The organism is Amycolatopsis sp. La24 (assembly GCF_029087445.1).
In the GTDB taxonomy this organism is placed as follows: Bacteria; Actinomycetota; Actinomycetes; order Mycobacteriales; family Pseudonocardiaceae; genus Amycolatopsis; species Amycolatopsis nivea.
Genome location: NZ_JARACH010000032.1, coordinates 52,998 through 67,795, shown reverse-complemented (window position 1 = coordinate 67,795; position 14,798 = coordinate 52,998). Strand labels below are relative to the sequence as shown.

At 70.1% G+C, this 14,798-nt stretch carries 16 protein-coding genes and 1 pseudogene; 6 read left to right on the top strand and 11 right to left on the bottom strand.

What is annotated here, in order from left to right:
- Positions 1–24 precede the first annotated feature (24 nt).
- Positions 25–1,725 carry a DUF6880 family protein gene (locus PUT80_RS27210; protein ID WP_275293937.1) on the bottom strand — a complete coding sequence of 567 codons (1,701 nt, stop codon included), beginning with the start codon at positions 1,723–1,725 and terminating at the stop codon, positions 25–27.
- Positions 1,726–2,021: 296 nt separating this feature from the next.
- Between PUT80_RS27210 and PUT80_RS27205 the strand changes: the two genes are divergently transcribed.
- Positions 2,022–2,870, top strand: coding sequence for a formate/nitrite transporter family protein (locus PUT80_RS27205; protein WP_275293936.1), 849 nt, complete (start codon positions 2,022–2,024; stop codon positions 2,868–2,870).
- A gap of 68 nt (positions 2,871–2,938) precedes the next feature.
- Here PUT80_RS27205 and PUT80_RS27200 read toward each other — a convergent pair whose 3' ends face one another.
- Positions 2,939–4,060, bottom strand: coding sequence for a S1 family peptidase (locus PUT80_RS27200; RefSeq protein WP_275293935.1), 1,122 nt, complete (start codon positions 4,058–4,060; stop codon positions 2,939–2,941).
- 230 nt (positions 4,061–4,290) lie between these two features.
- Between PUT80_RS27200 and PUT80_RS27195 the strand changes: the two genes are divergently transcribed.
- A complete protein-coding gene (locus PUT80_RS27195) occupies positions 4,291–4,911 on the top strand; it encodes a LysE family translocator (RefSeq protein ID WP_275293934.1) in 621 nt (206 codons plus the stop codon).
- A 30-nt stretch (positions 4,912–4,941) separates the two neighbouring features.
- Here PUT80_RS27195 and PUT80_RS27190 read toward each other — a convergent pair whose 3' ends face one another.
- From PUT80_RS27190 to PUT80_RS27165, 6 genes and pseudogenes are all read right to left on the bottom strand, one after another.
- On the bottom strand, positions 4,942–5,607 hold the full coding sequence (locus PUT80_RS27190; protein ID WP_275293933.1) for an HAD family hydrolase: 666 nt from the start codon (positions 5,605–5,607) through the stop codon (positions 4,942–4,944).
- Positions 5,608–5,616: 9 nt separating this feature from the next.
- Positions 5,617–6,054 carry an SRPBCC family protein gene (locus tag PUT80_RS27185; RefSeq protein ID WP_275293932.1) on the bottom strand — a complete coding sequence of 146 codons (438 nt, stop codon included), beginning with the start codon at positions 6,052–6,054 and terminating at the stop codon, positions 5,617–5,619.
- Positions 6,055–6,225: 171 nt separating this feature from the next.
- Positions 6,226–6,858: a hypothetical protein gene (locus tag PUT80_RS27180; RefSeq protein WP_275293931.1), complete on the bottom strand. Its 633-nt coding sequence runs from the start codon at positions 6,856–6,858 to the stop codon at positions 6,226–6,228.
- A 367-nt stretch (positions 6,859–7,225) separates the two neighbouring features.
- The gene (locus PUT80_RS27175; RefSeq protein ID WP_275293930.1) at positions 7,226–7,612 is read right to left on the bottom strand and encodes a type II toxin-antitoxin system VapC family toxin; all 387 of its coding nucleotides are present in this window, start codon (positions 7,610–7,612) and stop codon (positions 7,226–7,228) included.
- Positions 7,609–7,938: an AbrB/MazE/SpoVT family DNA-binding domain-containing protein gene (locus PUT80_RS27170; RefSeq protein ID WP_275293929.1), complete on the bottom strand. Its 330-nt coding sequence runs from the start codon at positions 7,936–7,938 to the stop codon at positions 7,609–7,611. The genes PUT80_RS27175 and PUT80_RS27170 overlap by 4 nt, the downstream gene beginning before the upstream one ends.
- Positions 7,939–8,467: 529 nt before the next feature.
- Positions 8,468–8,691, bottom strand: a pseudogene (locus PUT80_RS27165) (trypsin-like serine protease); the annotation flags it as partial.
- Positions 8,692–9,041: 350 nt separating this feature from the next.
- Here PUT80_RS27165 and PUT80_RS27160 point away from each other — a divergent pair.
- Positions 9,042–9,647, top strand: coding sequence for a TetR/AcrR family transcriptional regulator (locus PUT80_RS27160; protein WP_037814765.1), 606 nt, complete (start codon positions 9,042–9,044; stop codon positions 9,645–9,647).
- On the opposite strand, the gene PUT80_RS27155 is transcribed toward PUT80_RS27160, so the two are convergent.
- Positions 9,644–10,546, bottom strand: coding sequence for an NADP-dependent oxidoreductase (locus PUT80_RS27155; protein WP_275293928.1), 903 nt, complete (start codon positions 10,544–10,546; stop codon positions 9,644–9,646). The two genes, PUT80_RS27160 and PUT80_RS27155, sit on opposite strands and share 4 nt — an antisense overlap.
- An 89-nt stretch (positions 10,547–10,635) precedes the next feature.
- Between PUT80_RS27155 and PUT80_RS27150 the strand changes: the two genes are divergently transcribed.
- Positions 10,636–11,214, top strand: a complete 579-nt coding sequence (locus PUT80_RS27150; RefSeq protein WP_134730869.1) for a TetR/AcrR family transcriptional regulator — start codon at positions 10,636–10,638, stop codon at positions 11,212–11,214.
- Here the strand turns inward: PUT80_RS27150 and PUT80_RS27145 are convergent.
- Positions 11,161–12,165, bottom strand: a complete 1,005-nt coding sequence (locus tag PUT80_RS27145; protein ID WP_275293927.1) for a YafY family protein — start codon at positions 12,163–12,165, stop codon at positions 11,161–11,163. The genes PUT80_RS27150 and PUT80_RS27145 overlap by 54 nt on opposite strands.
- Before the next feature lie 79 nt (positions 12,166–12,244).
- Here PUT80_RS27145 and PUT80_RS27140 point away from each other — a divergent pair, with 79 nt between their 5' ends.
- On the top strand, positions 12,245–12,688 hold the full coding sequence (locus PUT80_RS27140; RefSeq protein WP_037814760.1) for a nucleoside deaminase: 444 nt from the start codon (positions 12,245–12,247) through the stop codon (positions 12,686–12,688).
- A 1-nt stretch (position 12,689) separates the two neighbouring features.
- Here PUT80_RS27140 and PUT80_RS27135 read toward each other — a convergent pair whose 3' ends face one another.
- Complete coding sequence (locus PUT80_RS27135; RefSeq protein ID WP_051729072.1) at positions 12,690–13,343, bottom strand: NIPSNAP family protein; 654 nt, start codon at positions 13,341–13,343, stop codon at positions 12,690–12,692.
- A 326-nt stretch (positions 13,344–13,669) separates the two neighbouring features.
- On the opposite strand from PUT80_RS27135, the gene PUT80_RS27130 reads away from it, so the two are divergent.
- On the top strand, positions 13,670–14,641 hold the full coding sequence (locus PUT80_RS27130; RefSeq protein WP_051729071.1) for a chitinase: 972 nt from the start codon (positions 13,670–13,672) through the stop codon (positions 14,639–14,641).
- Positions 14,642–14,798 lie beyond the last annotated feature (157 nt).

Here is a 14,798-nt window from a genome sequence, read left to right as displayed (position 1 = left end):
TCGGTCAGCCTCGCGCCGGACCGCTCACGGCAGTCCGGCTCGGTCGAGTTCCTCGCGCAGAGCCCGTTTGGTTCGGTGTGTCGTACGCAGCGCGACGAGGTGGGACTGGAAGGCAGCCGCCCGGCCACCGCGCGACAGCTGGCGCGCTTCCGTCAGCAACCGCGCCGCCGTGCGGTAAGCGTCGCGGTTCTTGTGCTGGATCGCCTGGTCCGCGGCGGCGAGCAGAATCGGGATCGCGTCGTCCGGGTGGGTCGCGCCGCGCTCCCGGGCAAGCCGGAGCCACACCTCGTCCCGGCAACCGCCGTCCGAGGCTGCCCGCCAGGCCGCGTCGGTGTCGCCTTCCCACAGCAACACCTCCACCAGCAGGGAGTGCCCGGCCGGACCGAGGCGGGGCCGTGCGGCGAACCTGGCCGACGCCGCGGGGTGCGACCGCAGCAGCTCGACCGCACGTTCCCGCCAGGCCGGAAACCCGGTGCCCGCCGCGTCGCGCAGTGCGAGGTAGCTGTCCAGACTCGGCCGGTCCGCGAAATTCGCCCATCGCAGCTCGGCGGCCTCCGACCGGCGCCCGGCACGGAGGTGGCAGTCCGCGGCCAGCGACCGCAGCCGCGGATCCGGCGGGAAATCCGCCAGACCGCGGTCCAGCCAATCCAGCGCTTCGTCGTCCCGGCCGTCCGCGCACAGCCGCTCGGCGATGCGCAGCACGCCGTATGCGCTGGTCACGTCGCGGGACAGGACCTCGATCAGCGCGTCGGCGCCGCCGGTGGATTCGGCCAGCCGCTCCATCAGGACGGTCACGACGAACCCGCGACTGCTGTAGTCGTGCGGTTTCCGCGGCGGCAGCTCCCGCCAGGCCTGCTCGACCAGCTCCCGATAGCGCGCCAGCCCCGCCGGCCCCAGCACCTGCTCGTAATCCGGCAGTGCGGAGAGAAACACCTCGCAGTCGCTGGAAAGCGCTCGCCGGACCAGCGACTCGGCCAGCGCGACCGGATCGGGCTCGCCGGCCGCGCAGGCGGTCAGATGGATCTCCTCCGCCCGGTCCAGCGCCTCTCGCAGGCCGCCGCCGGAGTCGTCCACCTGTCCGGCCGCGTCGTCCAGCAGTTCCAGCGAGTACTCGGCCAACTCGGCCGCCGCGTCGGGAAAGCCCGCGTCCACCACTGCGGCCACTTCGCCCAACGCCGCGTTGACCCCGCGGAAATACGAATAAGCCGTGTCGTAGTCCACGAAGCCGCGGATCTCGATGGCGTCTTCCAGACGTTCCCGCAGCGCCCGGGCGTCAAAAACAGTCCGCGCGTCCGCACCCCTCGCGACCTCCAGCCGAGCCCGCACCGTCGCATCGGCGCCCGAGACGGCCAGCAGTTGATCCGCCAGCCACGCCGGGTCTTGAGCAAGCAGGAATTCACGCAGCCGATCGTCCGTGACGGGCCGCACTCGAGATTCGCCCGCCTCGCCGCCGGCGTCCAGCCAAGCAAGGGCCGTCGCTACGCAGTGCTTACAGAACACCCCTTCCTGCCCGTACGGGCAGGAACAGCGGCCGGCCAGCCCGTTCGCCGAGATGCCCAGACGCACCCGGTAGACGCTCGTCCCGGCTACCGTCGCAGTCGCCGCCGTCCCGTCGATCGTGAACCGGTGCACCTGACCTGCCGCGAAATACGCTCGCCCACGCTCGAACGAACGCGCGTCCGACAGGTCCCGCACGGACCGCTCAGTCAGTTTCGCCACAGCCATGGGCGGGGATGATGCCACCCGCGGGCGGCCGCCCGGGCGGCGCCGCGACTTCCGGCGATCCGAGGCTGCCCTTCAGGAGGCTGCGAAGGAATCGTCGCGGGCCTGCTCTCGCGGGGTCCCGCACCGGACTGAACCCTGTCTGAAACGACCCGCTAACCGCTGTTCTGGGCGAATTCACCGCTGCCGCGGGCCGGCTGTGCGCGTCCGGTCACCGGATCCTGATCACCGCGCTACCGGAACGCAGAGTCCGCGAGATCCCATGCCATGTGCCAAACCTCGTCCGGAAGGCTTCTCCCATGCCGATTCCCGTATCCGAAGCTCTCGACCTGCAGGCGGACGTCGCCGACGGAAAGATCGAGGACCTGCGCCGTCCCGGCCGCTACCTGGTGAGCTCGATGCTCGCCGGGGCGTTCATCGGCGTGGCGGTCGTGCTGCTGCTGTCCGCGACCGGACCTCTCACCGCGGCGAGTTCGCCGTGGACGAAAACGGTGCAGGGCCTGGTGTTCGGGATCGCGCTGACCGCCGTGGTGTTCGCCGGCGCGGAACTGTCCACGGGGAACATGATGACGATGGTGCAGGGCGCGCTCGTCCGGCGGCGCGGCGCCGGTGCGGCAGTGGCGGTGATCGTGGTGTCGTTCGTCGGCAACCTGCTCGGTTCGCTCGTCTTCGCCTGGCTCGTGCACGAGGGCGGAGTGCTGTCCGTAGGCGGCTCCGCCGGGCACCCCGGTCCGGGCGCGGCTCTGCTCGCGAGCCTGGTCAAGGCGAAAACCGCGGAATCGGCGAGTGCGCTGTTCTTCCGCGGCGTGCTGTGCAACTTCCTGGTCTGCCTCGCCGTGTGGATGGCCGCGCGCACGAAGTCGGACGGCGCGAAGCTGGCGCTGATCTTCTGGTGCCTGCTCGCGTTCGTCAGCTCCGGATTCGAGCACGTGGTCGCCAACATGACGACCTACACCCTCGGCCTCCTGGACGGCGTGCCCGGCGCGACGATCGGCGCGTTCGGCCGCAACCTGCTGTTCGTCGGGCTGGGAAACCTGGTCGGCGGCGGGCTTCTCGTCGGAGTCGCGTACGTCTTGCTGGGCAACCAGTCCCGCGTGACCGCTCCCCCGGCCCCGGCTGCGGAAGAACTCACGACCACCGGCAGCTGACCCGGGCGCGGTCGGCGCCGGGCTGCGGCATCGGCCTCTTCGGAGACCGATGCCGCAGCCCGGACGGGTCACCCGGTGACGAGCGACAGGCCGTAGGTCTGCAGGATCTCGTTCACCGGCTGGAACCAGGTCTCGCCGCCGGTGCTGCAGTTGCCGAAGCCGCCCGAGGTGACGCCCTGGGCTTGGTCGCCGGTGATGAACGAGCCGCCGGAGTCGCCGGGTTCCGCGCACGCGTTGGTGTGCGTCGCCTGGTAAACCGCGCCCTGGGCGTAGTTGATGGTCTCGTTCAATCCCAGCACGGTGCCGCAGTGCCAATGCGAGGTCGAGCCGGAGCGGCAGATCGACGAACCGGCAGGCGCGACGGCCGACCCGCGGACGATCACGTCGCTGACCGTGCCCCAGCCGAGCACGACGGGGGCGGTCCACCAGCCGTTGCCGATGGTGATGTAGGAGTAGTCGTTGCCGGGGAAGGAAGATCCGGCGAACGTGCCCATCGCCGAGTTGTCCCAGCCGACGACGGAGCTGCCCTTGCTGCCGCAGTGCCCGGCGCTGACAAACCCGCCGCGCACCGAGAAACCGATGGAGCAGCGGGTGTTTCCGTTGATGTAGTAGGGATCCCCGCCGACGGTGCCTGCCGAGAAGGTCTGCGGCCGGGCTCCGGACGCCACGGTCACCGGGCCTGCTGCACGGGCTCGCGCGAGGAAGGCGTCGACGTCCGGACCATGCGCGCCGGGCTGGAGGGTGACGACCACACTGCCGCTGCGGGGATCCGCGTGCCAGCCGCTGACCGAGGCCGGGGCTCGTTTCGCTTTCGCGGCGGTGTCGATGGCGGTCTTCGCCGCGTCCAGCGCCGCGGCGGTGACCTTTGCCGGAACAGTTTCCGCGCCAGTCCGGTGAACGGCGTCGGCCACGGCCGGGTCCGTCACGCCGACGACCAGCTTGCCGCGCGCGGGGTCGAACCAGGCCCCACCGAAGGCCGTTCCAGCCGCCTGCTGGGCCGCGGGCATCTGCTTCGACGCGGTCAGCTCCTGCCGGAGCCGGGTCTGCGCTTGTGCGGCGCTGAGGCCGAGATCCCGTTGCATGGCCGAGATCAGTCCGGGCGACGCCTGGGCGGCGGGCGCGACCACGGCGGTGAGACTGGCCGCGAGAACGGCCGCACCGGTGAGGCTGAGGGTGATTCTTCGACGCATCGGAACTCCTCGAAGGCCGGGGGAAAGAAACCCACTGTCGGCCGAGTGTGCGGAGGCTGCGCGAAGCCGGTCCAGCGGCGGCCCACGTTTTGTCCGAAACCTGTCGCCGCGACTGCTCCGTTCGTCCACTCCGGCACGGACTTCCGGGCAACTGGCGCGCCGGCGCCGCTCAGATGGGCGGGGCGGGTGAACCGGATCTGAATCGACAGGGCTAGGGCAACAATGTCCCCATGTCTTCGATTGCGGCTTTCTCGACCCTGTCCGTCCTCCTGGTCCTCATTCCCGGACCCGCGGTCATGCTGATCCTCAAGAGCGCGATCGCTCGCGGCCGGGGCCCGGCCCTGCTGACCGCGCTGGGAGTGCTGACGGCCGACCTGGCCTGGGCAGGCGCGTCCGTCGCCGGACTGACCGCGCTGCTGGTGTCCTCGCAGGTGGCGTTCGACGTGGTCCGGTACCTGGGCGCCGCCTACCTGATCTTCCTGGGCGGCAAACTCCTGCTGACCCGCTCCGGTCCAGATTTGGCGGCGCTGACCACCGGCAGGCCGCGCAGCGGATGGCGCGCGTTCCGGGAAGGACTGCTCAGCGACTTGTCCAACCCCAAGACCGTCATCGTCTTCACCAGCGTCATCCCCCAATTCCTCCACCACGGCGCGCGACCCGTCGACACGCTGGTCCTCGGGGCAGCGTTCGCGGTGATCGGCTTCCTCTCCCTCACCAGCTACGCCCTCGTTTTCAGCGCCGCTGCCAGGATGCTGCGCAACGCACGAGTGGTCCGCGCAATTCTCCGGACGGGCGGCGCGATCCTCGCGGCGTTCGGCATCGGCCTAGCCGTCGAACGCCCCGCTGCGTAGATGGTCTGCTGACCGCTTCCGGCGCTCCACTCAAGCGAGCGGAGTGTCGTCCAGAGCCTTCGCGAGATCCCCCGGCGTGTCATAGAGGGCGACGGCACCGGCCTCCCGGAGTTCGTCGTCGCCGAAGCCACCGGAGCGGACGACGATCGCGGGCATCCCGGCTCGTTTCGCCGCTTCGACATCCCACACCGAGTCGCCGACCATGACCGCGGACGCGTCGGACGGGGCGCCCAGCTTCTTCAACGCCGCCTGCAGCAGATCCGGGGCCGGTTTGGACGCCTCGACGTCGGCACTGGTGGTCCAGTCGTCGACGAGGTCGCGCGCGTCGAGTTTGTCGAGGAAGACATCCGCGTGACGCTGCTGAGCCGAACTGGCGAGCACCACCCGGTGGCCGCGCTCCTTGAGGGCCACGAGCAGATCGCGCGCGCCCGGCAACGGCGCCATCTCCTCGAGCAGCGCGTCGACCTCCTTGCCCTGCTGCTCCCGGGCCCGATCGCCCGCCCGGCGCTCCAGCCCCTCCCCGCCGACCGCGGCGACGAGCTGGTCCCCGCCCATCCCGATCAGCCGGTGCAGCCGCCACACCGGATACACCTCGCCCACCGACCGCAACGCCCGGTACCAGGCGAGAGCGTGGTGGTAGTTGGAATCAATGAGCGTCCCGTCGATGTCGAGGACGGCAATGGGGGAAGCAGTCACGATCACTGATTACCCACCGCCGCGGGAGTCAATCACCGGCGGCATCTCTCCGGACGACTCAAGCGCCGCCTTGGCTTGCCGCATCTCGTCCTCGACGTCCGGCCGCAAAGTCCGGCGCAAAACCGGCTCCGCGAACCACTTCAACGGCCCCTTGAACCCGCATCGCACAGTCCGGGTAACCGCAGTGCGCTCGCCCGAGGCCGCGCACACCCAGCTGGCGCTGAACTCGGAAACGAGATTGGCCAGCCGATTCGCCGGGATCGGCGGCAATCGCACGTCCACCCGCTCGCCCGGGGTGCGGGTCATCCGCGAAACCACCTTGGCAGCAGGGCCGGGAATGCCCGGAAGCCTGCTGCCGAAACGAAATTCGGTGACGTCCCCGGCGCGCCGCACCCATTCGATCGCACCGATCTTGCGGTCGACCGCCGCATAGGCACGGGGATCCATCGCGAGGAAGCCTTCCCAGCCGCGTGGCCGCTGCAAGCCCGGCTTTCGCTCGGGCTCAAGGACCGGTGAACAACGGACGGCTCTCCGCTGAATGGCCCGGCTCGGCCTTGGCGTTCCGGACGTTCTCTTGGACGCCAGTGGCACCGTTCTTCAGGAGGACCGCCACGGCTATCACCAGTCGCGATCCCCCGGCTGGTCGGTCGCCGCGTCTGGCCAGCGGAGAGCGGTCAGAAGATCGAGATAGCCGTCCACGGCGTCCCACAAGCGGTTCTCTGGGTATCGGCCATTCCCCCGGTGCTCGCGGCGCCAATCCCGATCCCAGTACTTCTGATGCACGACACGGAGTTGACGCAGGGCCCGGTCGAGTTCCGCTTCGGTGCTCCGCCGCAATTCCGTGCTGCTCGGCGCGTTGCCCGGCAAATCCCCGAACCGGCGGTCGCGCAGGGCGTCCAGCACGGCCTCGTCCGGTCCGGCGGGCGACCAGAACCGGACCGGCGCACGGATCACGTGGTTCCACACCGGCTCGTGCCGCGACCGCCACCAGTACGCGAAGCCGCCCTTGTCCAACCGCAGGCTGTCCGCAAGCCACGCTGTCCCGGGCGGTTGCGAGCACCATGGCACCTGCTCGGCGGGCAGGTCGAGGGTGAGCGCGACCTGGACGGACTCGACGGAATCCGCTCCGGCAAGCACGTCCCCGAAGACGTATGCCGCGCACAGGAACGGCTCGTCGACGGGCAGGCGTCTCGTGTGCTCGCACGCGTCGGCCAGCTCGCGCAGCTTTTCGACGGCTCGGCGGTAGCGCATGGCGAGAGTGTCACCTCCAAAGGTCGTTCGGCCCTCGTGCCCGCGCACGACGGCTCACGGCAGTCCGGCTCGGTCGAGTTCCTCGCGCAGCGCCCGTTTGGCTCGATGCGTCGTACGCAGCGCGCCGAGATGGACCGGAAATCGGCCGCCCGGGCACCGCGCGACAACTGGCCCGCTTCCGTCAGCAACCGCGCGGCAGTGCGGTAAGCGTCGCGGTTCTTGTGCTCGATCGCCTGATCCGCGGCCGCGAGCAGAATCGGGATCGCGTTGTCCGGGCGGGTCTCGCCGCGTTCCCGGGCAAGCCGGAGCCACAGCTCGTCCCGGCAGCCGCCGTCCGAGGCTGCCCGCCACGCCGCCGAGCGCGCGGTCAGCGGATGAGGTCGACCGGCACGCCGACATCGACCCGTGTCCAGGCCTTGTCCGCGGTGACCGCACGGCCTTCCGGGACGCTACGGGCGACCGCGAGGCACGCGCGGTCGCCCAGCGACAGCCCTCCGCTGCGGGTGCTGCTCCACAGCACCGCGGTGTCTACCGCTTCGGCAGCGGTGAACGCGGCCACCGTCGCGCCGAGGGAAAGCACGACGCCTGCCGCTTCCGCCGGCGCTGGATGGCCGTTCTGAGCGAGCTTCTGCACGACCTCGGAGAAGTTCACGGCGCTGATCACCGCCCCTCGGATCTGCGCGGCAACCTGGTCGTGGCCGTCCTCGCGGTAGATCAGCGCGAGGACCGCGCTCGCGTCCAGCACCGCCGTCACGCCGAACCCCCCACCTGCTCGCCTGACGCGGCCGCATTGCCGCTGGAGCCCTCCCGCGCCGCCTCAGCTCGCCGGTCGGCAATCAGGGAATCCGTCACGCTTCCGGCCGCGCCGGCTGCACGGGCCGCCGCGATCGCTTCGTCCTGCACCCTCTGCAGCAGATGATCGCGGTCCTCGAGAACCACCCTGCCTCGTTCGACGTAGGCGACAAGGTTCGATCCCGGAGAGATCCCCGCCGCCTGCCGAAGCTGTGCCGGAATCGTCACCCGGCCGTCGGGGGCGACGGATACGTCGGCCCTCGCCGTCATGAGATCTGCGCGCGTCATGCTCCTCAGCATACCGCCGGGCTCAGCGAACCTCCACCGTAAAGTGTCGAAGTCCGGCGAGGATCTCGATTCCTCGGCGGCGATCGAGCAAACCCGGCGGAAGCGCGTGAACCTCGGCACAGCGGGCGGGCCTCATCCGGTGCCAAAGATCGTGCGCGCGTACCCGCCGGGCATACCGAAAATTCAGCTCTTTCGAACCTCAGCCGCCGCTTCCGACTTCCTGAGCCGGATGCTCTCGTCCGGCTCACGACCCCGCCGGTACCAGGCGGGAACGTCGGAACGTGCTCGCTCTGGGGTTCGGCACGTCAGTCCGGTCTTCGCGAGGCCGATTCACAGTCCTGCAAATACGCCGGACGATCTCGATGCTTGCCACAACGAGAAGACCGCTCGGGCTGCGTCCACAGCGGACGTCGCCCCGACACCAGCCGGGCGGCTGAGTTTTCCGGTTCGGGAAAGACGCGCTGGGCGACGCGACTCGGGTGCCGACCCGGGAAGCGGCCGGCACCCGAGTCCGGGCGAGCCGGCGGGGTCAGCCGGCGACGAGGGACAGTCCGTAGGTCTGCAGGATTTCGTTCACCGGCTGGAACCATGTCTCGCCGCCGGTGCTGCAGTTGCCGAAGCCGCCCGAGGTGACGCCCTGGGCTTGGCCGCCGGTGACGAACGAACCGCCGGAGTCGCCGCGTTCCGCGCACGCGTTGGTGTGCGTCGCTTCGTAGACCGCGCCCGGGCGTAGTTGATGGTTTCGTTCAGGCCCAGCGACGGCCCGCATTTTGTCCGAAACCCGTCGCCGCGGCTGCTCCGACCGTCCACTCCGGAACAGACTTCCGGGCAACTGGCGCGCCGACACCGCCGGAAGCTCGCCCTCGGCACAGCTCGCGTGCCGGTGTTCCGGAGGCTGGCTCCAGCGGCTGCATGGCGCGAGCACACGACCACCAAAAGGTGCTAGTTCTCTCCGTCTCAACCGCGCGGCTCGGATAGGCTCGTCGGTATGTCGCCCCCGAACACGGGATGTATCACCGGAATCCTCCACAAAGCGAGCGCTTACACTCGACAGACGACGGGCGGACTCACCGGCCGGCGCGGGACTAGAGGAGGATCGCCGGATGACCACGCTCTCGGCCGACCTGTGGCCCGACGTGCAGCCTGAGACCGCGCGACGGCTGATGCTCGCCGGGGTGGAGTCGTTCGCCGAGCGCGGCTACCACGCCACCACCACGCGGGACATCGCCGGTGCGGCGGGGATGAGCCCGGCCGCGCTGTATGTGCACTTCCCGTCCAAAGCCGCGCTGCTTTTCGCGATCAGCCGCAACGGGCACGAGCAGACGCTGGCCCTCGTCGAGGATGTGATCGGGCGGGTCACCGGCCCAGTGGAGCGGATGCGGCTGCTCGTCGAAGATTTCGTCGCCTGGCACGCGCGGCGGCACACGGTCGCGCGGGTCGTGCAGTACGAGCTGAATGCGTTGCCGGAGAAGGAATACCAGGTCGTCGCGCAGCTTCGGCGGAAGATCGAGCAGCGCGTGCGCGAGGTGATCGCCGACGGGGTCGAGTCCGGTGCGTTCACCGTCGGCGACGTCGGGATCGCGGCGCGCGCGGTGCTGTCGCTGGGCGTCGACGTCGCGCGCTGGTACAGCGAACGGACCCGGCAGACCCCCACTGAACTCGGCAAGGAGTACGGCGAACTCGTCCTCCGCATGCTCGGCGCGGGCTAGAGCGCCAGCACCAGCTTGCCCCGCGCCTGCCGCGACTGGCTCAGTTCGAGCGCGGCCCGCCAGTCGTCCAGCGGGAAAATCCGGGAAACCGGGATCGAAAACCGGCCCTCCGCCGCTAGCGACGCGAACTCGCCGAGGACGTCGTAGCGCGGCTGAGCGCCCGAGCTGACAATGGTCTGGACCCCGGGCTGGTCCGAGCTGAGGTCGAGCGTCAGCACGTGTCCGGGTTCCTTGACCGTGCGCACAAGTTCGGCCACCTTGCCGCTGAACGGCGCCGCGTCCAGCACCCGATCGACCGGCCCCCCGGCCAGCGCCGTCACGCGTTCGGCGATTCCGTCCTGGTAGCCGGTGACTTCCGCGCCGGCCGAACGGAGGGCGGCGGCGTGCGTTTCGCCCGCGGTGACGATCACGCGTGCCCTGCGCAGGAGCGCGATCTGCGCTGCGGCGAACCCGGTGGTGGTGCCCGCGCCGTGTACGAGCAAGGTGCCGGAGCCGAGTGCGTCGAGCGCCGCGTAAGCCGTTCCGACCGCCATCGGCAGAGCCGCCGCGTGCACCGCGTCGAGCCCGTCCGGCCGCGGGAACCACGTGTCGAGCAGCGCCTGTTCAGACGCACCCGCGGTGGGGCCAGTGAACGGCGCGATGCCGAAAACCGGGTCGCCGACCTCGACGCCGGTCACGCCTTCGCCGAGAGCGTCGACCGTGCCGGACACCTCCAGGCCGATCCCGCGCGGCAGGTCACCGGCGAAGAGGCCCTCGCACAACGCCCAGTCCGCCGGGTTCAGGCCGCACGCCTGGACCGCGACGCGGATCCGCCCCGGCCCGGGTTCGGGGGCCGCAGCGTCCTCGACCCGCAGGACCTGGGCCGCAGGACCGTGTTCAGAGAAACGAAGGGTGCGCATCCGGCTGTCTCCTCGTGAGTGATGACAGAAGCTGTCGTCACTGACGCTACCAGAGTGATGACAGCATCTGCTGTCGCTACACTGGCCCCATGGCGCGATGGGAGGGCAACACCCGGAACCGGCTCGAGCAAGCCGCACTGGAGTTGTTCGAGGAACAGGGCTACGACCGCACGACGGTCGCGCAGATCGCCCAGCGCGCGAACCTCACCGAGCGGTCGTTCTACCGCTGGTTCGCGGACAAACGGGAAGTGCTGTTCGGCGGCAGCCAGGAACTGGAAACCGAATTCGTCACCGCGATCGACGCCGTCCCGCCAGGAACGCCCGCGCTGCCGACCCTGCTGGCCGCCTTCGCTACGGCGCCACGCGTATTCCGTCCGCGCGAATTCCTGCTGCGCCGAGCGACCGTGATCGCTGCCAATCCCCCGTTGCGTGAACGGGAATTGATCAAACTCGTCACCATTTCCGAAACCCTCACCAGCGCACTGAAAGACCGCGGCATCGATCCCCAAACCGCCCGGCTGGCCACCGACCTCGGACTCTCCGTCCTACGACTCGCCACCGAACGCTGGATGACCGAGAAACACCGCGACAGCAACAGTTTCCCCGGGGCCCTGTCAACCGCCGCCGCGGATTTGCTCGCCGTCGCCACCGGCGGAAGTCCGGCCTGACGTCGCCCGCGCGAATCGTTGCGCGATGTTCGCCATCCGGTCCAGCAATTCCGGCGGCCCGTCCTCCACCACGAAGTCGAATTCCCACTGCGCCAGGTAAAACGGAATGGATTCGAAGGTTTTCGCGCCGGTGCGGATCCGGCAGGTTTCGTCGTCGATCGGCTCGATCACCGCCGTCGTCGGGGAAATCCACGCCGTCAGCACTTCCGCCGGAGCCGACACGCGCAGCGTCACGATGTGCGGATACGGCGCGGTCGCGATCCGGCTCGACACGTAAGCGGCGAGGTCCTCGGCCGGCGGTTCCCTTGGCGTGAAACGGAAACTAGGCACCGGGAGACCGTCGATGCGGTCCAGCCGGAAGGTGCGCCAGTCGTCTCGGCCGAGGTCCCACGCGACGAGGTACCAGCGCCAGCCGGCGTGCACGAGCCGCAACGGTTCCACGTCGCGTTCGGTCACCTCGCCCGCGTGGGTGCCGTAGGTGAATCGCAGGCGCTCGTTGTCCCGGCACGCCGCCGCGACCACGGTCAGCAGCTCCGCGTCGATCGTCGGCCCGCCGCCGGGGATCCGGACCATCGCCGAATCCATCGCCCGCACCCGGTGCCGCAGCCGCGCGGGCAGCACCTGTTCGAGCTTCGCCAACGCCCGCACGGACGTCTCCTCGATGCCCGCCACCGTGCCGTTCGCCGCCGTGCGCAGGCCGACCGCCACCGCGACCGCCTCGTCGTCGTCCAGCAGCAGCGGCGGCAGCGCCGCACCGGAACCTAGCCGGTACCCGCCCGCGACCCCCGGCGTCGCGTGCACCGGATAACCGAGCTGCCGCAGCCGTTCGACGTCGCGGCGGATCGTCCGGACGTCGACCCCCAGCCGGCCCGCGAGGTCCGGACCAGGCCATTCGCGACGCGCCTGCAACAGCGAGAGCAGGCGCAACAGGCGTTCGGAGGTTCCGTACATGCCGAGCACTCTGCCACGCTTCGCGGACAGGTTCGGTCCTCGATCGCCAGGGCAACGCGGCGACGTGCGAAAGTGACGCATGCTCGACGACCTGCTCGCTGTCGCCCGCGAAGAGGCGGAAGCCGGAAAAGCCGAGGGCGGCGTGCCGATCGGCGCGGCCCTGTTCGACCGCGACGGGAAGCTGCTCGGCCGCGGCCACAACCGCCGCGTCCAGGACGGCGACCCGTCCCTGCACGCCGAAACCACCGCCTTCCGCGCCGCCGGCCGCCGCCCGCACTACCGCGACACGATCATGGTCACCACGCTGTCGCCGTGCTGGTATTGCAGCGGTCTGGTCCGGCAATTCGGCATCCCGCACGTGGTGATCGGCGAATCCCGCACCTTCACCGGCGGCCACGGCTGGCTCGCCGACCACGGCGTCCGCGTCGACCTCCTCGACGACCCCGCCTGCGTCGCCCTGATGACGGAATTCATCGAACGGGAACCGGCGCTCTGGTTCGAGGACATCGGCGAACCGACGTGACTCACGCCAGCGGCGAAAACTCCAGCGGCACCGCGATGACCGAGTCCGCGCCGAGAATCTCCTCCGGCGCGCCCGGCGGCGGCCACATCCCCTTCGCGTAGAGGTCGCGACGGATCGCGAGCCGTTCGTCCAAGCTCGCGAACGGCCAGATCTGGATGATCCGGTCCGGGCCGTCGAGCGCGTACATCACGACGGTCAGCGGATCGACCAGATGCCGCGCGGGCAACGCTTCGCGCCAGCCGTCGATCGTCGCGGTCAGACCGCCCGGCCGGAGGTGGTAGTCGCGGATCTCGTACACCGAGCCGTACGTTCCCGGCCGCACCGGCGGCACGAACGGGAACGGCGCGAAACTCTGCAGCGACAGGTCGGTCAGACAGCCGCCGCCGAACGGTTCGCGGCTGTGCCGGGCGCGCAAGCGTTCCTCGTCCAGCGCTTGCTGGTTCTCGAACCCGCGCAGCACGACCAGCCTGCCGAGCGGACCGTTTTCCGTCTGCCAGCAGCCGAGCAGTTCGCCGTGCCCCTCGACCCACGGCAGCACGCCTTCGACGGCTTTCGGCCCGTCGAGCAGCTGGAACGACAGAATCGCCAGCTCGTACCGGACAGCCTGCTGCTCCGGGGCGACGTCGGCACCGCTGATCCGGACCGGTTCGGTCATGACGCTCCTACTTCGTTCGCTCGCCCTTCCAGCCTGACACAGCCCCGCGGCCGCGCTCGCTGAGCGGACTCGGCTGCCCTCCCGGCCACGCACCGCTTCCCGATCGTCCCGCTGACCGGAGCCCCGGAACCTCCCGGCGACCTCGGCGCCGTCGGTGAGGTTTTTTCCCACTCCCGCCCATGTCTTGACACTTCTCAATGGTCTAGTCCATTGTGACTGCGCACACACTCCCCCGAGTGCCTGCGGGGCGCCGCCGCCACGTCCGGCTTCGCCAGGTGCTCCGATGACGCGTGCCGCGAGGTGCGCGTTCCCCCGTTGGAGGACCCATGAAATCCTTGCGCCGCACCAGTTCCCGCCGGAAACTCGCCGGACGTCTCGGCGTGCTGGCGCTCGCCGCGGGCGCCGCTTTGTCCACCGCGACCGGCACCGCCTCAGCCGCGGGAGACCCGGTCCTCGCGGCCCCGTACCTGTACCAGTGGGGCGGCCAGAGCGATCCGTCCGCCGCGATGGACGCGACCGGCGTCAGCGCGTTCACCCTCGCGTTCATGCTTTCCGGCGGCGGCTGCACGCCCGCCTGGGACGGCAACCGCCCGCTCGACGGGACCGACGCCGCGATGATCCAGAAGATCCGCTCCGCGGGCGGCGACGTGATCCCGTCGTTCGGCGGCTGGCAGGGCAACAAACTGGGCCCGAACTGCGGATCGCCGGAGGAACTGGCCGGCGCGTACCAGAAGGTGATCGACGCCTACGACCTCAAGGCGATCGACCTCGACATCGAGAACACCGACGAGTTCGAGAACGCGGCGGTGCAGGACCGCATCCTCGGCGCGGTCAAGATCGTCAAGGAGAAGAACCCGAACGTGCGCGTCGTGATCACCATGGGCACCACGCCGCAGGGCCCGAACGACTGGGGCAAGCGCCTGGTCTCGCAGGCGAAGGCACTGGGCGCGGACGTCGACGTGTGGTCGCTCATGCCGTTCGACTTCTCCGACGGCGGCGACATGGTCGCGATGACGAAATCCGCGGTCGACGGCCTGGTCGGCGAACTGAAGTCGACGTTCGGCTGGGACGACGCCACCGCCTACCACCGCGCCGGACTGTCGTCGATGAACGGCAAGACCGACCGCGCGGGCGAGGTCGTGTCGGTCGCGGACTTCACCGCGATCCGCGACTGGGCCGCCGAACACCACCTGGGCCGCGTCACGTTCTGGGCGACAAACCGCGACTGCGGCGGCTGCAGCGGGATCGACCAGGAGAACTACGCGTTCACGAAGGTCGTGGCCGGGTACAACGGCTGATCGCGGGGCCGGGCTGGGTTGAGCCAGGCGACGGTTCGGGCGAGGCGGGTTAGGTCGAGCAGCGATCCTGCCGACCTGGGCCGAACTGGCAGCGGTCCGGCCCCAGCCCGGCTCGGCGCCGGTCCGGCCGACGCGCGCTAAGCCGGGCAGCGATCCT